Below are 22,745 nucleotides of genomic sequence, written 5' to 3'. Positions count from 1 at the left end.
TCCGCGCGCCTACTTCGGCAGCACCGCCACATACGCGCTCGGCTCCCGGTCAGCCGCCGCCATCAGCGCGGTCCGCACCACCACCGCCTGCTGCTCGGGCGCCTCGCGCAGCTTCTTCGGCGTCACCTGCACGACCGTGATCCCCAGCCGCTCCAGCCGCTCACGGGTGCGGGTGTGCTCCGGCCACAGCGTCTGGTCGGCGTACTTCGGGGACCGCGCGTCGATCGTCAGCGCCACCGCCTGTACCGGCCAGAACGCGTCCACGCCGCCGAGGTACGGGCCGCCCGGCAGCCGCAGATCCACGTTCCACACCGGGTCCGGCAGCCGGTACTCGCGCACCAGCTCGTACAGCAGGCCCTCCGCGAGCGCCCGGCCCTCCGCCAGCAGGCCGTCCACCGCGTCCATCACCTGCGGCCTGCCCAGCAGCCGCGCCCGGCTCAGCTCGCGCACCACGGCCGTCGGGTCGCAGTGCCCGCCGCGCACCGCCTCGGACAGCAGCCGGCGGATCGCCGTCGGCCCGCCGACCGCCTCCAGCGCGGTCATCTCGGCGTCCCCCATGCCGGCCCTGGTGGTCTGCGGGCCGGTCAGCCGGGCCACCGCGTCGGCCAGCGCTCTGGGGACCGGGGCGACCGGCAGGCCGGTGACCTCGACCGCGGGCGGCGGGTTCTGGGCCCGTACGACCTGCGCGAAGCCCGCCGAACGCAGCCGCCGCGAGCGCGGCAGGAGCACCTCGATGCGGTCCAGGGAGAGCAGCGGGGGAGCGGAGGAGAAGCGGTGCAGGGCGAGCGCCGCCAGCCCGGTGATCATCGCCTCGGGTGCGTAGCGGTCGGCGCCGTCGCCCTGGGCCGGCACGGCCGGTTCGCCGTCCGGCCCGGTGGCGGCCGCCGGCGTGCGCCGGGCCGCGTACAGCAGGACGGCGTGCAGCCGCTCCTCGCTGGTGGGCGGGCCGGGGTGGAGCAGGTGGACGCCGGGCAGGATCTGCTGCCAGGGGCCGCCGGGGCGACAGCGCTCGGCGAGGTCGGACGGTGCGATGCCGTGCTCGCGCAGCTGCCGGGCGGTCAGGACGCGGTGCCGTACGTCGGCGAGGTGGTGGAGCGGGCGGGGCGAGAGTGGGGTGTTGTGGTTCATGCCCCCGCCATTCCCGCGCCCGCGCCGCCCCCTAACCGCTGTTACCGTTCCGTAGACGTTTCCGTACAACCACGGCCTAAAGTACGGGCGTTCGACGGCCGATAAGTGCTGGTCCTACCGTGGGTTACGGCTTCGCGCCGACCTTTGCGTCACAAGCCTGTGCCCGCAGCGCCCGCGCGAGATCGTCCCGCGCCTCCGACACCAGCCGGCGCAGCGCGGGCGGCGCGTCCGCGTGCCCGATGAGCCAGGCGTCGGCCGCGTCCAGCGTCTCCTGGCTGCTCTGCAGCGCCGGGAAGAGCCCGCGGACCACGGCCATGCCGATCTCGATCGACCGCTCCTGCCAGAGGCGCTCGATCTCCTCGAAGTACTTCGGCGCGTACGGGGCCAGCAGGTCGCGCTGTCCGGCCTGGTCGAAGCCCGAAATCGTGGCCTCCACCAGGGCGTTGGAGAGCGCGTCGGACTCCACCACGTCCGCCCAGGCGCGCGCCTTGACCTCGGCGGCCGGGCGGGCGGCCAGGCAGCGTACGTGGTGGCGCTTTCCCGACGCGGTGTCGTCACGGGCCAGTTCGGCGTCGATCCGCTGCGCGTCGGCGGCGCCGTGCGCGGCCAGCGGCTCCAGGAACGCCCAGCGCAGCTCCTGGTCCACCACCAATCCGTCGATCTTCGCGGTGCCGTCCGTGAGGCCGCTCAGCAGCTGCAGGTCGGCCTCGGTGGAGGCGACGGTGGCGAAGAAGCGGGCCCAGGTGAGCTGGTGGCCGCTGCCGGGCTCGGCGACGCGCAGCTCGTGCAGGGCGCCCTGGGCCAGCTGCTGCGCGCCGAGCTGCCGCCAGTCGGGCGCCGCGTAGTGGTGCAGTGCGGTACGGGCCTGGGCGTGCAGCGTCTGCAGCACACCGACGTCGGACTCCCGCCCGGCGAACCGCAGCACGATGTCGAGGTAGTCGCGGGCCGGCATCAGCCCGTCGCGGGTCAGGCCCCACAGCGCGGACCAGCACAGGGCGCGCGCCATCGGGTCGGCGATCTCGCCGAGGTGGCCGCGCAGGGTGGCCAGCGACCGCTCGTCGAAGCGGACCTTGCAGTACGTCAGGTCCTCGTCGTTGACCAGGATCAGGTCGGGCCGCTCGGCCCCGGTCAGCTCCGCGACGACCGTGCGCTGCCCGGAGACGTCCAGCTCGGCACGGGCGTACCGGGTCAGCGAGCCATCGGCGTCCGAGCGGCGGTACAGGCCCACCGCCACCCGGTGCGGCCGCAGCTCGGGCCGGGCGGGGGAGGCTTCCTGCAGGACGGCCAGCTCGGTGATGCGGTCCTGGGCGTCGTAGGTGACCTGCGGGGTGAGCGCGTTGACGCCCGCCGTCTGCAGCCAGGAGCGGGACCAGGCGGCCAGGTCGCGGCCCGAGGTCTCCTCCAGCGCGGTCAGCAGGTCGGCCAGGGTGGTGTTGCCGTACTCGTGCCGCTTGAAGTACCGCCGCGCCCCGTCCAGGAACGCCTCCCGCCCCACATACGCGACCAACTGCTTCAGCACGGACGCGCCCTTGGCATACGTGATCCCGTCGAAGTTGAGCTTGGCGTCCTCCAGGTCACGGATGTCGGCGGTGATCGGGTGCGTGGAGGGCAGCTGATCGGCCCGGTACGCCCACGCCTTCCGCCCGTTGGCGAAGGTGATCCACCCATTGGTGAACCGGGTCGCCTCCACCAGCGACAGCGCGCCCATGAAGTCCGCGAAGGACTCCTTGAGCCAGAGATCGTCCCACCACTCCATGGTGACCAGGTCGCCGAACCACATGTGGGCCATCTCGTGCAGAATCACATTCGCCCGGCGCTCGTACGACGCCTGCGTCACCTTCCCCCGGAAGATGAACTCCTCGCGGAAGGTGACACAGCCCGGGTTCTCCATCGCGCCGATGTTGTACTCGGGCACGAACGCCTGGTCGTACTTCCCGAAGGGGTACGGGTAGTCGAAGTGGTCGTGGAAGAAGTCCAGGCCCTGCTTGGTGACGGTGAAGACGTCATCGGCGTCGAAGTGCCGCGCCAGCCCCTTGCGGCAGAGCGCGCCGAGCGGCACCTCCAGCTCGGTGCCGTCCGCGAACGTACGCCGGTAGGTGTCGGAGACGTAGTGGTACGGGCCCGCGACCACGGCCGTGATGTACGTGGAGATCGGCTTCGTACGCGCGAAGCGGTGCACCCCGCCGTCACCGGTGCCCTCCTCCACACCGTTGCTGAGCACCACCCACCCCTCGGGCGTGGTCACCGTGAAGTCGAACGGCGCCTTCAAATCGGGCTGTTCGAAGTTCGCGAAGACCCGGCGGGCGTCGGCCGGCTCGTACTGCGTGTAGAGGTAGACCTCGCCGTCCTCGGGGTCGACGAAGCGGTGCAGCCCCTCACCGGTCCGGCTGTAGGCACACTGCGCGTCCACGACGAGGACGTTCTCCGCGGCCAGGTCCGGCAGGGCGATCCGGGCGCCGTCGAAGACGACCGCGGGGTCCAGCTCGCGGCCGTTCAGGGTGACCGAGGTGACCGACGGCGCGACCAGATCCGCGAAGGAGTCGGCGCCCGGTTCCGCGCAGCGGAAGCGGATGGTGGTGACGGACCGGAAGGTACGGGCCGCCACCCCCTCGGCCACCGCTGACCGCAGGTCCAGCGCCACCTCGTACCCGTCGACGGCCAGCAGCCGGGCCCGCTCACGGGCCTCATTGCGGGTCAGGTTCTCTCCGGACACGGGCGCACTCCTTCATGGGCCGTCACAGATCTCACTCTGATCCTGCCACGGGCCCGGCGGGACCGGGCGGACACCGGTTCGCCGGGCAGCGGCTCAGTCGAAGAAGTGCCGGTCCTCCTCGGCGAGGTACCGGCGCGCCTCCTCGGGAATCAGCGCCACGCCGAGCCCCGGGCGCTCGCCCACCTCGATGTGTCCGTCGACCACGATCCGCTCGGGCCAGCCCTCGACGATGTCGTACCACCAGGAGTGCTCGGCGACCGGGTACTCGAACGCGATGAAGTTGTCCGGCAGCGTCGCGCAGACCTGGACGAGCGCGCCGAGCCCGATCAGCCCGTCGTACACGCCGTGCGGAGCCATCGAGACGCCGTGCAGATCGGCGTACTCGGTGATCCACTTCAGCTCCGCGATGCCGCCGACGTCGGCCGGGTCGGGGCCGATCACGTCCACCGCGCGCTGCTCGATCAGCTCGCGGAAGTTGTGCCGCAGGTAGAGCTGTTCGCCGGTGTGGATGGGCGCCGAGGTGGCGGTGGTGAGGTCCCGGTACGCGCCGGCGTCGGTCCACGGCACGTAATCACCCGTCAGCAGGTCCTCCAGCCACAGCGGACTGTACGGCTCCAGGCGCTGGGCGAAGCGGATGGCGTCGGTCTTCGTCCAGCCGGGGCCGCAGTCCAGGGCCAGGCCGATGCCGTCGCCCAGCACCTCCTTCATGGCCGCGACGCACTCCACCGTGTGTTCCAGGCCCCGCTCGGTGAGCAGACCCCGGTTGGGGTGCGGGGCGCCGGTGCGCACCTCGGAGTAGGAGTAGCCGGGTATCTCCGCGGCCATGTAGTCGTGGTAGCCGATGGCCTGCTTGATGATGGTGAAGCCCTCGGGGACGTCCTTCAGCTTGCGCATCAGCTCGGCGAAGTCCTCCGGCTCGTTGCCGGTACGGTCGACGCGTACGCCGCCGTTGTAGACGCGTACCCGGTCGCGCACCTTGCCGCCGAGCAGCTTGTGCACCGGCAGGTTCGCGGCCTTGCCGGCGATGTCCCACAGCGCCATCTCGATGGCGCTGACCACGCTGCCCCACGGCTTGTTGCCGCCGCGCCGCCGGATGGGCAGCAGCACCGACTCGACGTTCGTGGGGTCCAGGCCGAGGACGAACTCTTCGAAGTAGGGCACGAATGCCTTGGCGAACGGCTTGTAGGACTCGATCTGTCCGTATCCGTCGATGCCCTCGTCCGTCACGACCCGGATGACCGGGCTGTTCCCGAGGAGCGCGCACTTCACTGCGGTGATCTTCATGATGCTTCCTGTTCCTTCTTGTCGCGCTCGGAGTTCTCGGGGTTGCTGTCCGCGCCGTCGGCGCCGAGCCGGGCCTCTTCCGGGGCGTCCTTGCCGAGGAAGAAGATGATGATCAGCGCGCTGAGCACCGCGGCGCCGGCGGCCGCGAGCCAGATCGGCTGCCATGCGCTCAGGTCGGAGGTGGTGGCGTTGCCGATCACCGAGTTGTAGATCGAACTGGCCACCACCGCGCCCAGCAGGCTGCCGACGCCGAGCTGGAAGAAGAAGACCAGCGCCTGCGCCTGTGATGCGAGCGCCGGGGCCACCATGCGGTCCACGTACATATAGATCACGATCATGAAGAAGTCGGTGGTGATGCCGTGCAGCGCAACGACGGTCATCGCCAGCCAGACCTGGCCGTGCGTGATCGTGAGGAAGAGCAGGCACCGCAGTACCCAGGTGAGCGCCCCGATGATCAGGATCTTCCGGGAGCCGAACTTCACCAGCAGCCGCGGCAGCAGCAGCATCACGAGGAACTCCGCCGCCTGCCCGAGGGACATGAGGGTGGCGACGTTCTCCACGCCGGCCGCGTCCAGGTACGTCGCGCCGTAGTCGTTGTACGTCGAGACCGGGATGAAGGTCAGCAGGACGCAGACGATCAGCACCACGAACTTGCGCCGCTTGAACAGTGGGAAGGCGCCCGCGCCGATCATGTCCCCGAGACGGAACTCCTTGCCCCGCAGCAGCGGCGGGGTGGCGGGCAGCGTGAAGGAGTAGGCGCTGAGCACGAAGGAGACGCCGGCGGCGAGGTAGAAGATGCCCGGGTGCGCCGACAGGCCGCTCTGCCCGATGACGAGTCCGGCCACGATCCAGGCGGCGGTGCCCAGGGCGCGCAGGTACGGGAAGACCCGCATCCGGCCCTGAAGGTGCACGAACGAGATCGAGTTGGGCATCGCCTGGGTCGGTTGGAAGAACAGCATGAAGACGAAGAGCAGGACGACGAAGAACGCGTTCTCGCGGTTGACGATGGCCTGCGGCATGAGCATCAGCAGCGCTCCGCCCGCCAGGTGGAGCACGGCGAAGACCTTCTGGGCGGGGAAGAACCGGTCGGCCAGCGCCCCCACGAACAGCGGCGAGATCATCGCGGCGATCGCCGCGAAGATGAAGACAAGGCCGATCGTGTCGCCCATGCCGTTGCGGCTCATGACCAGGCCCATGGTCGGCTTCCAGGAGCCGAAGGCGAAGTACTGCAGCGCCAGCATGGCGCCCAGGCGGGCATACAGCCCCGGGGGTGGTGAGTTCATCGGTGGTTGGCCTCTGTCTTCCGCTCCCCGCCGGACGCGGGGAGGTCTGCGGGCCCTGTGGCCCCTGGAGGACGCAGCCGGGAAGTGAGACGCGTGGATCATTGGTCAGGACGCCGCTGCCTGTCAACAGCGGTCTTTTAGTGCTTATTTAGAGCTGGAAAGAAAATAAATAGAGCCCCTTGTGGCCGAAACAAGCGCTTCATAGCATCGGCCCGGACGAAATCGGGAAGTGAGACACCTGAAATCCCCTCGCCCGATGGTTGAGGAAGAAACGGCCCTCGCCGGCCGTTCCTTGCAGTACGCGGACGATCCGACGTTCGGTGTTCCGCACCGCCTCAATCAGGGAGAGACATGAGCGAGCAGTACGCGCAGGCCGCCGCGGAGAAGACCCCCGCAGACTTCTGGTTCGACCCGCTGTGCCCCTGGGCCTGGCTGACCTCCCGCTGGATGCTCGAAGTGGAGAAGGTCCGCCCTGTCGAGGTGCGCTGGCACGTGATGAGCCTCGCCGTGCTCAACGAGGACAAGCTCGACGACCTGCCGGAGCAGTACCAGGAAATGATGCGGACCGAGGCGTGGGCCCCGGTGCGGGTCTGCATCGCGGCCGAGGAGAAGTACGGCAGCGAGGTCCTCGCCCCGCTCTACACCGCGCTCGGCACCCGCTTCCACAACCAGGGCCTGCCGCGCACCCGCGAGACGATCCTCGCGGCGCTGGAGGAGGCGGGGCTGCCCGCCGAGCTGGCGGACGCGGCCGACACCGACGCGCACGACGAGCGGCTGCGCGCCTCGCACAAGGAGGGCATCGACCTGGTCGGCCAGGAGGTCGGCACCCCGGTCATCGCCGTCCCCGGCTCCGACGGCGAGCAGATCGCCTTCTTCGGCCCGGTCGTCACCCCGTTCCCGAAGGGCGACCAGGCCGCCAAGCTCTGGGACGGCACCCTCGCGGTCGCCTCCATCCCCGGCTTCTACGAAATCAAGCGCACCCGCACGGCAGCCCCGAGCTTCGACTGATACCCGCGCCCATAAGGGGCGCGGGGAACTGCGCGACCAGCCACGATGGCGCCGCAGCCGCTACGAATACAGAACCGCCCCCGCGAGTCACGTCCTCACGGGGGCGGCCCCTTTTCACACGCCTGCCGAGTGAGCGGTGAGAAGACGATCACGAGGCAGGACGATCACCGGAACTCCGGCGCCTCCGGCGCCCACGGCCCCTACGGGGCCAGGAGCAGGTTGTTCGCCCGCTCCTTCGCCGCCGCGTACCGCGCGGCAACGTCCTGCCAGTTGACGACGCGCCACATCGCCTCGATGAAGTCGACCTTCTGGTTCTTGTACTGCAGGTAGAACGCGTGCTCCCAGGCGTCGAAGACCAAAATCGGGACCGAGCCCTGGCCGACGTTGCCCTGGTGGTCGTAGATCTGCTCGACGATGAGCCGCCCGGTGACCGGCTCGTACGCGAGCACGCCCCAGCCGGAGCCCTGCGTCGTCGCCGACGCCTTCGTGAGCTGCGCCTTGAACTTCTCGAAGGAGCCGAAGCTCTCCGCGATCGCGTCGGCCAGCTCGCCCACGCCGTCCTTCTCCAGCGGCTCGCCGCCGCCGTCACCGGTCATGTTGTGCCAGTAGATGCTGTGCAGGATGTGGCCGGAGAGGTGGAAGGCCAGGTTCTTCTCCAGGCCGTTGATCGCGCCCCACTGGTCCTTGTCGCGCGCCTCGGCGAGCTGCTCCAGCGTGTCGTTGGCGCCCTTCACGTACGCCGCGTGGTGCTTGTCGTGGTGCAGCTCGATGATCTCGGGGCTGATGACGGGCGCCAGCGCCGAGTAGTCGTAGGGGAGTTCAGGAAGTGTGTAGGTCGCCATGCGCGCCGAGCCTCCAAGCTGCTCAAATGCAGTAGTTGCAAGTAAGTTGCAAGAGCAGGCTAACAGCAGCAAGCTCAGGAGGCCGGGCAAGGGGCGGGGACCGGTACCAAAGACGGAGGCGGGGCGGGACCCCGGTAGGAGTCCCGCCCCGCCTCAAGGGGGAGTGGCGCGCGTCAGTCGCGGGCGCGCACCTTCTGCCGTACGAGGCCGATCACGGCCAGCACCAGCCCGAAGCCGCCGGTGAAGTACAGCTGCACGCGCTGCGCCTCGTCCCGCAGCATCAGCAGCAGCACGGCCGCGATGCCGGCCAGCGCCACCCAGGTGAGGAACGGGAACGCCCACATCCGTACGACCAGCCGCTCCGGCGCCTCCCGCTCCAGCGTGCGGCGCATCCGCAGCTGGGCCACGCAGATGAAGCCCCACACCACCAGGACGGCGGCGCCGACCATGTTCAGCAGCCACTGGAAGACGGTGTCCGGCCACACGATGCTCAGCACCACCGTGAGGAAGCCGAAGGCCGAGCAGAGCAGCACCGCGAAGCGGGGCACGCCGCCGCTGACCCGGCTCAGGAACTTCGGGCCCTGGCCGCGGGAGGTGAGCGAGTACGCCATCCGGGACGCGCCGTAGATGTTGGCGTTCATCGCGGAGAGCAGTGCGACCAGGATGACCACGTTCATGATCTGGCCGGCCGCGGGGATCTTCAGGTAGTCCAGGACCGCGACGTACGGGCCGGCCTTGGCGATCTCCGGCGCGCTCCACGGGATGACCGTCACGATGATCGCCATCGAGCCGACGTAGAAGAGGGCGATGCGCCACATCGCGGTGCGCACCGCGCGCGCCACGCCGCGCACCGGGTCCTTGGACTCGGCGGCCGCGATGGTCACCGTCTCCAGGCCGCCGTACGCGAACACCGATGCGAGCAGGCCGACCATCAGCCCGTCCACGCCCTTGGGCAGGAAGCCGCCGTCGCCGGTGAGGTGCGCGGCGCCGGGCGCGTCCGTGCCGGGCAGCAGGCCGAAGATGGCGAGCAGGCCGAGGATCAGGAAGATGCCGATCGCGGCGACCTTGAGGGCGGCGAACCAGAACTCGAACTCGCCGAAGTTGGCGACCGCGGCGAGGTTGGTGCCGCAGAAGATCACCATGAAGAGGAGGACCCACATCCACGGCTCGGTGCCGGGGAACCAGCTCACCATGATGCCGGCGGCGCCCAGCGCCTCGGCGGCGACGGCCACGCACAGCAGCGCGGTGAACATCCAGCCCGCGGTGAAGCCGGCCCAGGAGCCGATCGACCGCTCGGCGTGCACGGAGAAGGAGCCGGAGGCGGGGTTGGCCGCGGACATCTCGCCCAGCATGCGCATGATCAGCATGACCAGGCAGCCGGATATGGCGTACGCGATGACGATGGAGGGGCCGGCGGCCGCGATGCCCGCGCCGGAGCCGACGAAGAGCCCGGCACCGATCACGCCGCCCAGGGCGATCATCGAGAGGTGGCGCTGCTTGAGCCCGTTGGACAGCGAGGTGCCGCCGTCCGGTCCGGCGCCCGCGGCCTGTTCGGCCGGCTCGCGCTCGGGCGCGGTGGACGAAGGTGTCCGATTCATGGTCGTACCTGTCCCAAAATGTGAGAGCGGAGCTGAGGCGGATCCAAATAAGCCCGCTCAGTTTCGGTGGGGCGTCCGCTCAGGACAACAGTCGTGCACTTGTTGTTCGATATTCAGACTGAATCGTGACCGACCGCGCTCGAGACGTGATCGACAGCGACGGAGGGTGACCGGCGTCTCACCCGCGGGCGTCGGTCACGCCGCCGCCCGGCGCCGGTCCCGCACCTCCCGCGCGCCCGCGATCAGCAGTACCAGCGCGGTCGCCCCGGCCGACCACAGCAGCTGCGGGCGGGCCGTCGCATCGGTCAGCATCAGCACGATCACGGCCGCCATACCGGCCAGCGCCACCCAGGTCAGCCAGGGGAAACCCCACATACGGAGGGTGAGCTTCTCGGGCGCCTCGCGCTCGATCCGGCGGCGCAGCCGCAGCTGCGAGACGGCGATCAGGCCCCAGACGAAGAGCAGTACCGCACCGACGGCGTTGAGCAGGTACAGGAAGACGGAATCCGGCCACTTGAGATTGAGCAGGACCGAGATGAAGCCGAAGGCGACCGAGGCCAGCACGGCCCGGCGCGGCACTCCGCCGCCCGACACCTTCAGCAGCCCACGCGGCGCCTCGCCCCGCTCGGCCAGCGAGAACACCATCCGCGAGGAGCCGTACAGGTTGGCGTTCAGCGCCGACAGCAGCGCCACGAACACCACCACGTTCATGATCTGGCCCGCGCCCGGCACCCCCAGCCGGTCCAGCACCGCCACGTACGGGCTCTTGCCCGGCTCTATCGAGGACCAGGGCAGAAGAGCAACGATGACCAGCATCGAGCCGACGTAGAAGAAGAGGATCCGCCAGACCGCGCTGCGCACCGCGCGGCCCACCGCGCGCGCCGGATTGTCGGACTCGGCCGCCGCGATCGTCACGACCTCCAGGCCGCCGAACGCGAACACCACGGCCAGCACCCCGGAGACCACCCCGGACCAGCCGTTCGGCAGGAACCCGCCGTCGCCGGTCAGATGCGCCAGGCCCACCGGGTCACCGTCGTACCCGCCGGCGGCCGGCAGCACCCCGAGGATCGCCAGCAGCCCCAGTACGAGGAAGAGCACGATCGCGCCGACCTTGAGCGCCGCGAACCAGAACTCGAACTCACCGAAGTTGCGGACCGCCGCGAGGTTGGCGCCCGTGAAGAAGAGCATGAAGATCAGCACCCAGCCCCACTGCGGGACCGCCGGCACCCAGCCGTTGGCGATCTGCGCCGCGCCGGTCGCCTCGACGGCGAGCACGACCACGAGCATGAACCAGTACAGCCAGCCCACGCTGAACCCCGCCCAGCGGCCCAGCGCCCGCTCGGCATGCACCGAGAACGCGCCCGAGGCGGGCATCGCGGAGGACATCTCGCCCAGCATCCGCATGATCAGCATCGCCAGCGCGCCCGCGATCAGATACGAGAGCGCGATGCCCGGGCCCGCCACCTCGATGCCCGCGCCGGAGCCCACGAACAGGCCCGCGCCGATCACGCCGCCCAGGCCCAGCATCGTCAGATGACGCTGCTTCAGTCCGCCGGACAGGGGTTCGCCGCTGTCCGTGGCACCGGTCGGGCCGGTGCCGGAGGTGGTCGGTGCGTCGTGCATGCGCTCGTACTCTCACAGGAGACGTTGGGGGGACTCCACAGTGTCCCCGGCCGGGCCGCACTAGCACAAAATGCCCGCAGGGTCGGCCGCCAGGTCGTGACGAGCATCACGTGACCTGGAGAAACGTCCCATGGGGCGGTCGGAGGCAGGACGTCGGAGAACTGCGGAAGCATCCAACCGGAGTGTGACGCGTTTGTCGTCGCCGCACGATGATCGCCCGGCCGCCGCTGGTCTAGATTCAAGACGCTGTACGAAGCATGCTTCGCACTGGTCCTGTTGTCTTTCATCCCGGGGAGTCCCGATGAGCCTTGCCGCCGCCTCCAGCCGCCCGGGCGCGGTCCTCGCCGACCTGCTGCCCGCCGCCACCGCCCCGCGCGCCCGCGTCCGCGACGCCGCGCTGGTGCTCGGCGGTGCCGCGCTCACCGGCGTCGCCGCCCAGATCGCCGTGCCGGTGCCGGGCTCGCCGGTGCCGGTGACCGGCCAGACCTTCGCCGCGCTGCTCGTCGGCGCCTCGCTCGGCGCCGGCCGCGGCTTCCTCTCCCTCGCGCTGTACGCGCTGGTCGGCATGGCCGGCGTGCCGTGGTTCGCCGGTGCGCAGGCCGGTGCGGGCGGTGCGTCCTTCGGGTACGTGCTCGGCATGCTGCTGGCCGCGACGGTGGTCGGTGCGCTGGCTCGGCGCGGTGGGGACCGTGGGGTGCTGCGGACCGCCGGGACGATGCTGCTCGGTGAGGCGCTGATCTACGCGATCGGCGTGCCGTATCTGGCGATGGCTGCCGGGATGTCGCTGGGGGAGGCCGTGGCGGCGGGGCTGGTTCCCTTCCTGATCGGTGATGCGGTCAAGGCTGTGCTTGCTATGGGGGCGCTGCCGACGGCTTGGAAGCTGGCCGGCCGGCGCGGCTGAGGTCGTTCGCCTGTACGCGGCGGGCCCCGCACCCTCCTTGGGGGTGCGGGGCCCGGTGCGTTTTCGGGTGCGGCCCGGTGGCCGGTTCCGCTGTGCCCACCCTCCCCCAAGCTCTTAAGGAGCAGGGGGGACCCCCATGCCCAGCGGAACGACTGCCCACAGCTCAGGTGTCAGGCGCGTGCTCGGCGGCGGTCGCGGAGGATGCCGACTCCCAGGACCAGTGCGCCGACGAGGACGGACATGATCATCTGTTGGCGGCCCTCGGGGTTGTAGAACATGTAGCCGACGACGAAGAGGATCAGGGCGATCGTGGCGTACGTGAGGTACGGGTACAGCCACATCCGGACGGTCAGCCGCTCCGGGGTCTCCCGCTCGATCGTGCGGCGCATCCGCAGCTGCGAGAAGCAGATGACCAGCCACACGAAGAGCGCCACGGCGCCCGAGGAGTTCAGCAGGAACTGGAAGATCGTGTCCGGCGAGGTGTAGCTGAAGATCGTCGCGATGAAGCCGAAGGCGACCGAGGCCCAGATCGCGACCGAGGGCACGCCGCCCTTGTTGAGGCGGGTGAAGGACTTCGGTGCGTCACCGCGCTCGCCGAGCGAGAAGGCCATCCGGGAGGCCGTGTAGAGGCCGGAGTTCAGACAGGACAGCACGGCCGTCAGTACGACGACGTCCATGACCGTGCCCGCGTACGGAATCTCCAGCGAGCGCAGTACGGCGACGTACGGGCTGGCCTCGACGCCCTTGTCGTCCCACGGCAGCAGCGTGACGATCACCGCGATCGAACCGAGGTAGAAGATCGCGATCCGCCAGATGACGCTGTTGGTGGCCTTGCGGACGGCCTGCACCGGGTTCGGGGACTCGCTGGCCGCGAGGGTGACGATCTCGCTGCCCATGAAGGAGAAGACGACCAGCAGCATGCCGGAGAGGATCGCGCCGGGCCCGTTCGGCAGGAAGCCGCCGTGACCGGTGAGGTTGGTCAGGCCCACGGCCTCGTCGCCCGGCGGCAGCCCGAAGACGGCCAGCGCGCCCGCCACGATGAAGATCACGATCGCGGCGACCTTGATGCCCGCGAACCAGAACTCGAACTCGCCGAAGGAGCCGACGGATATCAGGTTCGTACCGGTCAGCACGATCATCACCAGCAGCGCCCAGCCCCACTGCGGGACGGCCGGGACCCAGTCGGTGAGGATCGCGGCAGCGGCGGTCGCCTCGACGGCCAGCACGACCGACCAGAAGAACCAGTACAGCCAGCCGATGGTGAAGCCCGCCCAGCGGCCCAGCGCGCGGTCCGCGTAGGCGGAGAAGGAGCCGGAGGTGGGGGAGGCCGCGGCCATCTCGCCGAGCATCCGCATCACGAGGACGACCAGCAGGCCGGTCAGCGCGTACGAGAGGAGGATGCCGGGTCCGGCGGCCGCGATGCCGGCGCCGGAGCCGACGAAGAGGCCGGCGCCGATCACCCCGCCGATGGCGATCATCGACAGATGGCGGTTCTTGAGCCCTGCCTGCAGGCCCTCCGGCGAGCGGCCGTCGGCGGGGTCACCGGTGGCCGGCTTGGCGGTCGTGGTCGGCGGGTGCGCGCCCATGTGCACCGTCCTTGTAATGGTTCATGGATGTGTCGAGCCCCTGGATGAGACCCTCGGCAAGCGGCCGAGGGGAAGAGCCGAATCCGGATCGTTAACGTCTTCGTTGGTTTGTACGACGTATATGTGTACGAGACGTAACGCCGGAGTTTCGCTCCGCAGACTCATAGGGAGACCCAACGGCGCTTACCCGGACCCCGTCGTGTCACACTCATCGCATGCGCGTGTACCTCGGCTCCGATCATGCCGGTTTCGAACTGAAGAACCACCTCGTCGAGTGGCTGAAGGCCAATGGCCACGAGCCCGTCGACTGTGGCCCGCACATCTACGACGCCCAGGACGACTACCCGCCGTTCTGCCTCCGGGCCGCGGAGAAGACCGCCGCCGACCCGGACGCGCTCGGCGTCGTGATCGGCGGCTCGGGCAACGGCGAGCAGATCGCCGCCAACAAGGTCAAGGGCGTACGGGCCGTGCTGGCCTGGAGCGAGGAGACCGCCAAGCTCGGGCGTGAGCACAACAACGCCAACGTGATCTCCGTCGGCGGCCGGATGCACACCCAGGACGAGGCCACCAAGTTCATCGAGGCCTTCCTCGCCACGCCGTACAGCGACGAGGAGCGGCACACCCGCCGCATCGAGATGCTCTCGCAGTACGAAACCACGGGCGAGCTGCCCGCCATCCCGGCCCACCACCCGCAGCAGGGCTGAGCCGCAGGACAGGACTGATCGCACGATGCCCGAGGGGCACACGATCCACCGGCTGGCCGCCGACCACTTCGAGAGGTTCGGCGGCCGGGCCGTGCGTGCGGCCAGCCCGCAGGGCAAGTTCGCGGACGGCGCCGCGCTGGTCGACGGGCAGGTCCTGGAGGCCGCCGAGGCACACGGCAAGCACCTCTTCCTGGGCTTCGCCGCGACCGGCTGGGTCCACATCCACCTCGGCCTCTTCGGCAAGCTCGGCTTCGGCACGATGCCGGCGCCGCCGCCCACCGACACGGTGCGGCTGCGGCTGCTGAACGAGCGGTACTACGCCGACCTGCGCGGCCCCACGGCCTGCGCGCTGGTCACCGACGCCGACAAGCAGGCGATACACGACCGGCTCGGCCCCGACCCGCTGCGCGCCGACGACGACGGGGAGCGGGCCTGGCGGCGGATCTCCCGCAGCCGTACGTCGGTGGCCGCACTGCTGATGGACCAGAAGGTCATCGCCGGCGTCGGCAACGTCTACCGCGCCGAGGTCCTCTTCCGGCACGGCATCGACCCGTACCGCCTGGGCCGCGATCTGCGGCGTTCGGAATGGGACGCGATCTGGTCGGACCTGGTCACCCTCATGCGCGAGGGCGTCCGCAACAACCGCATCGACACGGTCCGCCCGGAACACGAACCCGAGGCCATGGGCCGCCCGCCGCGCGTGGACGACCACGGCGGCGAGGTGTACGTGTACCGCCGCGCGCAGCAGCCGTGTCATCTGTGCACCACGGCTATCCGCATGGCGGAGCTGGCGGGCCGGAACCTGTTCTGGTGCCCGACCTGCCAGCATTCCAGCGGGGGTCCAGCCAAATCCAGCCCGTCCGGCGTTTGAGGACCGGGGTCCGGGGCAGAGCCCCGGTTCCGGGAAGGGGCGGGACCGGGGAATCTCAAAACCCGTGCGGCAACCACGGCGCAACGTCGGAGCCGAAGGCGACAGACGCCTCGGCCAATGCCCCCGGCCGCAGCTCACGAACCCGCCCCGCCGCGGCAAGCGCACTCAGCGACGCGTCGCCCAGATACGCCGCCCCCAACTCCCGCACCGACAGCGCCAGATCCGCCGCATCACCGGTCCGCTCGCAAGACGCCCCCTTCGCGTCGCCGGACAGCCGCCACCGCCCCTGGTTCCACGGACAGAAGGCGTCCTCGACGTCCAGCACCACATCCACCGGCCCCGCATACGTCCGCCCCGCCAGCGCCGCCCCCACCTCCACCGGCCGCAGGAACAACCCCTCCCGCACTCGCACCCCGCACCGCCGCACGTCCGACACCATGTGCAGCAGCGGCTCGTCGACCGGACGGTTGTGGCTGGTCAGGGTGGACGTCAGGTCGATGGAGAGCAGATAGCGCCACAGCGCCGCCCGCACGACCGGATCCAGCGCCTCGATGTCGCGCAGCCGGACCGTGCCCTCCGGCCCGCCGTGCCCCCACTCCGCCTTGACCGCGTACCGCGCATACCCCCGCACCTCACCGGCCACCTCCGCCAGCACGCACAGCAGCTCCCCCGAGCCCTCCCGGTTGCCCGGCGGGTCCAGCAGCGGCAGCCGCTCCCAGCCGGGCTGCCGGGCGAGCATCCCGGGGCGCTCCGCGGCCACCGCCGCGTACATCCGCTCGCAGTCGGCCACCGCCTCGCCGGGCGGTACGAGCCGCAGCCGTACGCCGTCCGTGCCGTCCGGCAGCGTCAGCGCGACCCGTTTCGTCTCCACCCGCAGCTGGGCCTGGCGGGTGGCCACGCCGTATCCGAACCGGCCGTAGATCTCCGGTTCGGACGCGGTCAGTACGGCGAGCGGCTCCTCCCGGCGGCGTACGTCGGCGAGCTGCTGCCGCATCATCTCCGTCAGCAGCCCCCGCCGTCGGTGCGTCGGCTGCACGCTGACCATCGTGACGCCGGCCGCGGGCAGCAGCGCCCCGCCCGGCACGTTCAGCCGGAAGGAGAACGCGCCCGCCGTGCCCACCACTTCGGGCCCGTCCCACACCCCGATCGACCGGTCCACCTCGGTGAGGTCCCGGTACAGCGCGCGCTCCTCCGGAGCCTCGGCCGGGCCCCCGAAGGCGCGCTCCAACTTGCCGTACCAGCCGTCCCATTCGCTCGCGCGCAGCGTCCGTACCGTTGTCGTCATACGCCATGCGTAGCAGTCGGCGACTCGCGGACGCGACTGGTTTTCGAACACATTTGCCTGGCAAATGCCCTCGGCGGTGTGCCGCGAATCGACGCGCCGCCAAAGGGGTGGATATGGTCTCGGGGCAATGGCGAGCGGCGCGGCAGCGGAGACCCTGACGGCCCGGGTGCGCAAGGCGATGCACCGGGCCCGCATCGGCGTGCGCAAGGCCATGGTCGACTACTTCCGCGGCGACGGCTCCGACTGGGTCGCGCTGGCCGCCCTGCTGATCTCCGTACCGGCCATCACGGGCGGCACCGTCTGGCACCCCGACTGGATCGCCCCGGCCGCCCTCGTCCTGCCCATCGTCGCGGGCGGCCTGCTGCTGCGCCCCTCCAGCCTGCTGGCCCTGTACGGCACGGCCGCGGTGGCGCTGATCGTGGAGGCCGCGGTCCTCGGCCCGTACGAGCAGGGACCGCACCGGATCACGCCCGGCACGGTCCTGGTGGTCGCCGCCGTGGGCCTCTTCGGGCTGCTGATCGCACAGTTCCGCAGCCGGGTGGGGGTGCCGTGGCGGCGCGGCGGCACCATGCTCTTCGACCTGCGCGAACGCATCCGCGTACAGAGCGCCCTGCCGCAGCTGCCGCCCGGCTGGCACCGCGAGATGTCATTGCGCCCGGCCGGCGGCCAGTCCTTCTCCGGCGACTTCGTCGTCGCCTCGCGCACTCACGGCGGCCACATCCTGGAGGTCGTCCTCACGGACGTCTCCGGCAAGGGCATGGACGCCGCCTCCCGCGCCCTCCTGCTCTCGGGCGCCTTCGGCGGCCTCCTCGGCTCCCTCCCGCCGCACGCCTTCCTCCCCGCGGCCAACGGCTACCTGCTCCGCCAGGACTGGAGCGAGGGCTTCGCGACCGCCATCCACCTCGTACTGGACCTGGAGTCCGGGGACTACGAGCTGTTCTCCGCCGGGCATCCGCCCGCCCTCCAGCTGAGCGCGGGCAGCGGCCGCTGGGAGGAGAAGGCGGCCGAGGGCCCGCTGCTCGGCATCATGGACGGCGCCCACTTCGACCCGACGAAGGGCACGCTGCGCCCGGGCGATGTGCTGATGCTCTTCACCGACGGGCTGGTCGAGGCGTCCGACCGGGACATCGCCGAGGGCATCGACCGGCTCACCGGCGAGGCCGACCGCTATGTGACCTCCGGCTTCGCCGGCGCCGCCTGGCACCTGATCGAGGCGGTCGCCAAGGACGTCCACGACGACCGCGCCCTGCTGCTGATCTGCCGGGACTGAGGCGCTACGCCGAGCTGCGCGCCCGCGCCGTCTCCGCCGGGTCCTTCTTGAACGCCCAGGCCATCCGCGGCTCCATCGCCCACCGGAAGGCCCGCTGCACCGGCGGCGTGCACAGCGCGGTGACCACGGCCCCCGCGATGACCGTCACCGCGATCTCACCCAGCGGCGTGTGCAGCCACTGGTAGTCGTCGAACCAGCCCCAGAAGCGCGAGCCCTTGGCCAGGAAGCCGTGCAGGAGGTAGCCGTACAGGGTGCCCGCGCCCAGCACCGTGAACCACGTCTGCCGCTTCGGCACCCACGCGAAGAAGCAGGTCACCAGCACCGCCGAGCAGCCGAAGAGGGCCAGCGTCATCACCAGGCCCGACCACCAGGGCGCACCCAGCTCCTGCGCGCTGTCGCGGTGGTAGAACCACGCCGAGGTCATCCGGGGCCCGGCCCAGTACGCCAGCACCAGCGCCGAGGCGAAGATCGGCAGCGAGGCCCACTTCACCGCGCGGCGCTGCGCCCACTGGAAGTGCTCGGGCTTCATGAAGAGGCCGATGACGAAGAAGGGCAGGAACTGCAGGACGCGCTGGAGGTCCAGGTCGTCGCCGATGTCCGGCGAGACGGACGCCAGCATCGCGATGACCAGGGCCAGCGGGACGGGCCAGCGCACGATCTTCCACAGCGGCGTGGTGAGCCGCCAGACGAACAGCGCGACCAGGAACCAGGTCAGGAACCACGGGTCGAGCAGGCTGATCGGGTGCCCCGGATCGTCGTCGGCCCAGCGCTTGAAGAAGCTGTAGGCGACCTCGAAGAGGATGTAGGGCACGGCGACGCCGGTGATCAGCCGCTGCAGCCGGTCCTTGCGCATGTCGAAACTGCGCGAGAAGTAGCCGGAGATGATGATGAACGCCGGCATGTGGAACGTGTAGACGACCATGTACAGCGCTTCGGCGGCGCGGCTGCCGTCGGTCAGCGGCTCCCAGGCGTGCCCCATCGCGACCAGCACGATCGCCAGGTACTTGGCGTTGTCGAAGAAAGGATCACGGGCCTTCTTCTGCGCTGCGGCAGGTCTGGCCGGCTTCCCGGCCGGTGCCTCGGGAGTGGACGGCTTCTCGGCCGGGGGTGCGGCCGTGGCGGTCGATTCCTTGGCCGGGGGGAGCGGGCTTCGCTGATCGCCGTGGAACATCTGAGGCACCTTAGTGGTGAACCGGAGATTGCGTAAAACCGTCTTCTTATTTCTCGGCTATTTCTGCAGCTACCCGCGGAGATGACGGGTAGACGAGAAGATCCGGCCGTTCTTGTCCCGGCCGGTCACGGGCCGCCGAGCGCCCGTTCTGTACGGAATCATCCCGACTAATCGGGGCATAGGCGGCGCGAACGGCCCGGAAGGAATGTCCCACTCTGCGGTGGTCCGTTCGAGTGGCGCGCCTCACGAAAACACGGTCGCGGAATTCGAATTCGCGGGCGTGAGGTGGGTATACGCGCGGCAGCGGAATCCCGCCCCGAGGAAATGATCAGGCCGAATCGGGAGTCGCCGCGGTGCCGTTTCCCCGCCGTGCGCGGGCCGGTGGCGGAGAGCTGACCTGAAGGCATAGGGGCACGGGAAGTGCGTAAAGCCTTGGCCGATGATTCGTCACTCGTCTCCACCGGGAAGACAGTTGGTGGCACGATGGGTGCCGGCGGGGGTGTGCGCGGCTGCATGCTTCCAGGGCCGGTGTGGCATTCCGACCAAGGGTGTGATCAGTTGTGGAACTTTCGCTGTCTGTGGTGCTGCTGTTGGCGATCATCCTGATCGTGTTGCTCCGCAACAAGACCTTGAAGTGGGGACCCGCGCTCGTCGCCGCCCTCTTCGGCTTCTTCCTCGCGTCCACCGGCATAGCGCCGTCCGTCAACAGGTTCTTCAACTCCGTCGCGGACACGATCAACAACATCACCTTCTGAGCACCGCGAACGGGCACCGGACCGGCTCCCCGCGGCCCGGCGCCGCCCGCTCTGTACGCGCCCGGCTCGTACGCGCAGCGCTCAGCGCCCGCCGCGGCCCAGCGCGTCCCGTACGGCATCCTCACTGCGGCCCACCACGGCACTGCCGTCGTCCGCGGTGATGATCGGCCGCTGGATCAGCTTCGGGTGCGCGGCCAGCGCCTCGATCCAGCGCTCCCGCGCGTCCGCGGTCCGCTCCCAGTCCTTCAGGCCCAGCTCCTTGGCCGCGGCCTCCTGCGTACGCGTGATGTCCCACGGCTCCAGCCCGAGCCGTTCCAGTACGGCCCGCAGCTCCGCCGCGCTCGGCGGGTCCTCCAGATAGCGGCGCACGGTGTACTGCGCGCCCTCCTCGTCCAGCAGCTCCACGGCGGACCGGCACTTCGAACACGCGGGGTTGACCCAGATCTCCATGCGCGCACCCTAGCCAGTCGGTCCACCCGCGCACGCCCTCCGGCGGCCCGCCCGCCGCGTGCCCCCGGATACGCCGAAGGCCCGGCCGCGCTGTCCTGCGCGCGGCCGGGCCTTTCGTCATGGAGCGGGCGACGGGAATCGAACCCGCGTAGCTAGTTTGGAAGACTAGGGCTCTACCATTGAGCTACGCCCGCATGCGCCGTGGACCGTCGAGCGGCCTCCGGCACGGTGAGCATCGTAGCGGGTCGGGGCGGTCCGCCGCACACCCCACTCGTCCCTCGGATAACTGGCAGCCGCATGGCCTGCGGGCATGTACCCTACGTGTCGCACCGACGGGGTGTGGCGCAGCTTGGTAGCGCGTCCGCTTTGGGAGCGGAAGGTCGTCGGTTCGAATCCGGCCACCCCGACCATCATGCGGCTTTCCGGCCATCCTCATGATCGCTTCACCAGCCCTTTCCTGACCTGCCCGGACGGGCGTTCTCAAGATCGCGTTGTGGGGCGCGTCGTGCTTGCGGTTACTATGCAAGCTGCGCGTCCGTGTGCCTCGTTTCCAGGTCTCCCGGACGCGATCCGCCGGGCCCGGTACGCCGCGCGCGTCCGAAGGCCGGGGGATCTTCCAGCAGAACCCCAGAAGTCAGCCCCAAGGAGACCGAACCGTGAAGAGCGCCGTGGAGACCCTGAACCCGACCCGGGTTCGGCTCACTGTCGAGGTGCCCTTCGAGGAGCTCAAGCCCAGCCTCGACGCGGCGTACAAGAAGATCAACCAGCAGGTCACGGTGAAGGGCTTCCGCCAGGGCAAGATCCCGGCCCGCGTGATCGACCAGCGGTTCGGCCGCGGTGCGGTGCTGGAGGAGGCCGTCAACGACGCGCTCCCGAAGTTCTACACCGAGGCGGTCAACGAGGGTGAGCTCAACGTCCTCGGCCAGCCCGAGGTGGACATCACCGAGCTGAAGGACGGCGAGCTGCTGGCCTTCACCGCCGAGGTCGACATCCGCCCGGCCCTGGAGATCCCGGACTACTCCGGCATCGAGGTCGAGGTCGACGCCATCGAGGTGTCGGACGAGGACGTCGAGAAGTCGGTCGAGCAGCTCCGTGAGCGCTTCGCCTCCACCTCCGTCGTCGAGCGCGCCGCCGCCGAGGGCGACGTCGTGACGATCGACCTGCAGGCCAAGGTCGACGGCGAGGTCCTGGAGGACGGCGTCGCCGAGGGCGTCAGCTACACCATCGGCTCCGGCGAGCTCCTCGACGGCATCGACGACGCCGTCACGGGCCTGGAGGCCGGCGGCGAGGCCACCTTCACCTCCGAGCTCAAGGGCGGCTCCGCCGCGGGCAAGGAGTCCGAGGTCACGGTCAAGGTGACCGAGGTCAAGGCCAAGGAACTGCCCGCGCTGGACGACGACTTCGCGCAGCTGGCCAGCGAGTTCGACACCCTTGACGAGCTCAAGGACGACAGCCGCAAGCGCCTCGCGCAGATGAAGAAGTACGACCAGGCCACCCAGGCCCAGGAGAAGGTCCTGGAGGAGCTGCTCAAGCTCGTCGAGGTCCCGATCCCCGAGAAGCTGCTCGCGGACGAGATCGAGACCCGCAAGCACAACCTCGTGAACCACCAGCTCGGCCAGATGGGCCTCGACCTCGCCAAGTACCTGGAGATCCAGGGCAAGACCGAGGACGAGTTCGACGCCGAGACCAAGGAGCAGGCCGAGAAGGGCATCAAGACCCAGTTCGTCCTCGACGAGCTGGTCAACAAGGAGAAGCTGAACGTCAGCCAGGAGGAGCTCACCGAGCACCTCATGCGCCGCGCGCAGTCCTCCGGCATGTCCCCCGACCAGTTCGCGCAGGCCGTCGTCGAGGGCGGCCAGGTGCCGATGCTCGTCGGCGAGGTCGCCCGCGGCAAGGCCCTCGCGGTCGTCGTCGAGGCCGCCACGGTCAAGGACACCAACGGTGAGGTCGTCGACCTGGACGACGAGGACGAGACCGCCGAGACCGTCGAGGCCGTGGAGAACGCCACCGCCGAGGCCGCCGAGGCCAAGGACGAGCAGGCCGAGGACGAGGCCAAGTAAGTCCCCCGGCCGGTTCCGACCGGCCGAGGCGGCTCCCGCGGCCGCCACAGCACGTCGGCGTACGGGCCCGGACCACGCACTCGCGCGTGGTCCGGGCCCGTCGTGTACCGGCGTGTCCCCCGGGCCCCGGCAGCCCCCGCGCACCTGCGCTCAGAGCGAACAGTTCTCGATGCGGGATGGCGCCCGCCGACCAGCGCGTTAGGGTCCGTAGAT

At 70.1% G+C, this 22,745-nt stretch carries 18 protein-coding genes and 2 tRNA genes; 8 read left to right on the top strand and 12 right to left on the bottom strand.

Translation table 11 applies throughout. The features are described 5' to 3' along the window. Positions 1-9: 9 nt before the first annotated feature. The 4 genes from AB0I82_RS11105 to AB0I82_RS11090 form a co-directional block, all read right to left on the bottom strand. Entirely contained in the window at positions 10-1,128 is a 1,119-nt protein-coding gene (locus tag AB0I82_RS11105) for a hypothetical protein (protein ID WP_363256863.1), read from the bottom strand. A 124-nt stretch (positions 1,129-1,252) separates the two neighbouring features. Beyond that, complete coding sequence (gene pepN, locus AB0I82_RS11100) at positions 1,253-3,841, bottom strand: aminopeptidase N (protein WP_363256862.1); 2,589 nt, start codon at positions 3,839-3,841, stop codon at positions 1,253-1,255. Between the two features lie 93 nt (positions 3,842-3,934). Beyond that, the gene (locus AB0I82_RS11095; protein WP_363256861.1) at positions 3,935-5,125 is read right to left on the bottom strand and encodes a mandelate racemase/muconate lactonizing enzyme family protein; all 1,191 of its coding nucleotides are present in this window, start codon (positions 5,123-5,125) and stop codon (positions 3,935-3,937) included. After that, a complete protein-coding gene (locus AB0I82_RS11090) occupies positions 5,122-6,408 on the bottom strand; it encodes an MFS transporter (RefSeq protein WP_363256859.1) in 1,287 nt (428 codons plus the stop codon). The genes AB0I82_RS11095 and AB0I82_RS11090 overlap by 4 nt, the downstream gene beginning before the upstream one ends. A gap of 351 nt (positions 6,409-6,759) precedes the next feature. Between AB0I82_RS11090 and AB0I82_RS11085 the strand changes: the two genes are divergently transcribed. After that, a complete protein-coding gene (locus tag AB0I82_RS11085) occupies positions 6,760-7,416 on the top strand; it encodes a DsbA family protein (protein WP_363256858.1) in 657 nt (218 codons plus the stop codon). 200 nt (positions 7,417-7,616) lie between these two features. Here AB0I82_RS11085 and AB0I82_RS11080 read toward each other — a convergent pair whose 3' ends face one another. The 3 genes from AB0I82_RS11080 to AB0I82_RS11070 all read right to left on the bottom strand — a co-directional run bounded on the left by AB0I82_RS11080 (position 7,617) and on the right by AB0I82_RS11070 (position 11,479). Then, positions 7,617-8,258 carry a superoxide dismutase gene (locus AB0I82_RS11080; RefSeq protein WP_363256857.1) on the bottom strand — a complete coding sequence of 214 codons (642 nt, stop codon included), beginning with the start codon at positions 8,256-8,258 and terminating at the stop codon, positions 7,617-7,619. Between the two features lie 173 nt (positions 8,259-8,431). Beyond that, complete coding sequence (locus AB0I82_RS11075) at positions 8,432-9,856, bottom strand: amino acid permease (protein WP_363256856.1); 1,425 nt, start codon at positions 9,854-9,856, stop codon at positions 8,432-8,434. A 195-nt stretch (positions 9,857-10,051) separates the two neighbouring features. Next, a complete protein-coding gene (locus AB0I82_RS11070) occupies positions 10,052-11,479 on the bottom strand; it encodes an amino acid permease (protein WP_363256855.1) in 1,428 nt (475 codons plus the stop codon). Between the two features lie 301 nt (positions 11,480-11,780). Between AB0I82_RS11070 and AB0I82_RS11065 the strand changes: the two genes are divergently transcribed. Continuing rightward, on the top strand, positions 11,781-12,380 hold the full coding sequence (locus AB0I82_RS11065) for a biotin transporter BioY (RefSeq protein ID WP_363256854.1): 600 nt from the start codon (positions 11,781-11,783) through the stop codon (positions 12,378-12,380). Between the two features lie 170 nt (positions 12,381-12,550). Here AB0I82_RS11065 and AB0I82_RS11060 read toward each other — a convergent pair whose 3' ends face one another. After that, complete coding sequence (locus AB0I82_RS11060; protein ID WP_363256853.1) at positions 12,551-13,966, bottom strand: amino acid permease; 1,416 nt, start codon at positions 13,964-13,966, stop codon at positions 12,551-12,553. Between the two features lie 215 nt (positions 13,967-14,181). Here AB0I82_RS11060 and AB0I82_RS11055 point away from each other — a divergent pair, with 215 nt between their 5' ends. Next, positions 14,182-14,670 (top strand): ribose-5-phosphate isomerase, encoded by a 489-nt coding sequence (locus AB0I82_RS11055; RefSeq protein ID WP_363256851.1) that lies wholly within the window; start codon positions 14,182-14,184, stop codon positions 14,668-14,670. A gap of 25 nt (positions 14,671-14,695) precedes the next feature. Beyond that, the gene (locus tag AB0I82_RS11050) at positions 14,696-15,541 is read left to right on the top strand and encodes a DNA-formamidopyrimidine glycosylase family protein (RefSeq protein WP_363256850.1); all 846 of its coding nucleotides are present in this window, start codon (positions 14,696-14,698) and stop codon (positions 15,539-15,541) included. A gap of 55 nt (positions 15,542-15,596) precedes the next feature. Here the strand turns inward: AB0I82_RS11050 and AB0I82_RS11045 are convergent, their stop codons facing one another. Further along, complete coding sequence (locus AB0I82_RS11045; protein ID WP_363256849.1) at positions 15,597-16,826, bottom strand: GNAT family N-acetyltransferase; 1,230 nt, start codon at positions 16,824-16,826, stop codon at positions 15,597-15,599. Positions 16,827-16,953: 127 nt separating this feature from the next. Here AB0I82_RS11045 and AB0I82_RS11040 point away from each other — a divergent pair, with 127 nt between their 5' ends. Next, entirely contained in the window at positions 16,954-18,096 is a 1,143-nt protein-coding gene (locus tag AB0I82_RS11040) for a PP2C family protein-serine/threonine phosphatase (protein ID WP_363256847.1), read from the top strand. 4 nt (positions 18,097-18,100) lie between these two features. On the opposite strand, the gene AB0I82_RS11035 is transcribed toward AB0I82_RS11040, so the two are convergent. Continuing rightward, positions 18,101-19,267 carry an acyltransferase family protein gene (locus AB0I82_RS11035; protein ID WP_363256846.1) on the bottom strand — a complete coding sequence of 389 codons (1,167 nt, stop codon included), beginning with the start codon at positions 19,265-19,267 and terminating at the stop codon, positions 18,101-18,103. A 560-nt stretch (positions 19,268-19,827) separates the two neighbouring features. Between AB0I82_RS11035 and AB0I82_RS11030 the strand changes: the two genes are divergently transcribed. Beyond that, complete coding sequence (locus tag AB0I82_RS11030; protein ID WP_363256845.1) at positions 19,828-20,022, top strand: hypothetical protein; 195 nt, start codon at positions 19,828-19,830, stop codon at positions 20,020-20,022. A gap of 81 nt (positions 20,023-20,103) precedes the next feature. Here AB0I82_RS11030 and AB0I82_RS11025 read toward each other — a convergent pair whose 3' ends face one another. Continuing rightward, entirely contained in the window at positions 20,104-20,472 is a 369-nt protein-coding gene (locus AB0I82_RS11025) for an arsenate reductase family protein (RefSeq protein ID WP_363256844.1), read from the bottom strand. Between the two features lie 120 nt (positions 20,473-20,592). After that, positions 20,593-20,666 (bottom strand) — tRNA-Gly (locus AB0I82_RS11020). 139 nt (positions 20,667-20,805) lie between these two features. Between AB0I82_RS11020 and AB0I82_RS11015 the strand changes: the two genes are divergently transcribed. Then, a tRNA-Pro gene (locus AB0I82_RS11015) sits at positions 20,806-20,882 on the top strand. A 246-nt stretch (positions 20,883-21,128) separates the two neighbouring features. Beyond that, positions 21,129-22,532: a trigger factor gene (tig, locus tag AB0I82_RS11010; protein ID WP_363256843.1), complete on the top strand. Its 1,404-nt coding sequence runs from the start codon at positions 21,129-21,131 to the stop codon at positions 22,530-22,532. Positions 22,533-22,745: the final 213 nt, after the last annotated feature.

The sequence above is a fragment of the Streptomyces sp. NPDC050315 genome (genome assembly GCF_040655775.1).
Taxonomy (GTDB): domain Bacteria; phylum Actinomycetota; class Actinomycetes; order Streptomycetales; family Streptomycetaceae; genus Streptomyces.
This window is presented reverse-complemented; position numbering and strand designations above follow the sequence as displayed.

Coding starts and splice junctions, on each gene's coding strand:
- AB0I82_RS11105 (WP_363256863.1), bottom strand. CDS start 1,128: ATGAACCACAACACCCCACTCTCGCCCCGCCCGCTCCACCACCTCGCC.
- AB0I82_RS11095 (WP_363256861.1), bottom strand. CDS start 5,125: ATGAAGATCACCGCAGTGAAGTGCGCGCTCCTCGGGAACAGCCCGGTC.
- AB0I82_RS11090 (WP_363256859.1), bottom strand. CDS start 6,408: ATGAACTCACCACCCCCGGGGCTGTATGCCCGCCTGGGCGCCATGCTG.
- AB0I82_RS11085 (WP_363256858.1), top strand. CDS start 6,760: ATGAGCGAGCAGTACGCGCAGGCCGCCGCGGAGAAGACCCCCGCAGAC.
- AB0I82_RS11080 (WP_363256857.1), bottom strand. CDS start 8,258: ATGGCGACCTACACACTTCCTGAACTCCCCTACGACTACTCGGCGCTG.
- AB0I82_RS11075 (WP_363256856.1), bottom strand. CDS start 9,856: ATGAATCGGACACCTTCGTCCACCGCGCCCGAGCGCGAGCCGGCCGAA.
- AB0I82_RS11070 (WP_363256855.1), bottom strand. CDS start 11,479: ATGCACGACGCACCGACCACCTCCGGCACCGGCCCGACCGGTGCCACG.
- AB0I82_RS11065 (WP_363256854.1), top strand. CDS start 11,781: ATGAGCCTTGCCGCCGCCTCCAGCCGCCCGGGCGCGGTCCTCGCCGAC.
- AB0I82_RS11060 (WP_363256853.1), bottom strand. CDS start 13,966: ATGGGCGCGCACCCGCCGACCACGACCGCCAAGCCGGCCACCGGTGAC.
- AB0I82_RS11055 (WP_363256851.1), top strand. CDS start 14,182: ATGCGCGTGTACCTCGGCTCCGATCATGCCGGTTTCGAACTGAAGAAC.
- AB0I82_RS11050 (WP_363256850.1), top strand. CDS start 14,696: ATGCCCGAGGGGCACACGATCCACCGGCTGGCCGCCGACCACTTCGAG.
- AB0I82_RS11045 (WP_363256849.1), bottom strand. CDS start 16,826: ATGACGACAACGGTACGGACGCTGCGCGCGAGCGAATGGGACGGCTGG.
- AB0I82_RS11040 (WP_363256847.1), top strand. CDS start 16,954: ATGGCGAGCGGCGCGGCAGCGGAGACCCTGACGGCCCGGGTGCGCAAG.
- AB0I82_RS11035 (WP_363256846.1), bottom strand. CDS start 19,267: ATGTTCCACGGCGATCAGCGAAGCCCGCTCCCCCCGGCCAAGGAATCG.
- AB0I82_RS11025 (WP_363256844.1), bottom strand. CDS start 20,472: ATGGAGATCTGGGTCAACCCCGCGTGTTCGAAGTGCCGGTCCGCCGTG.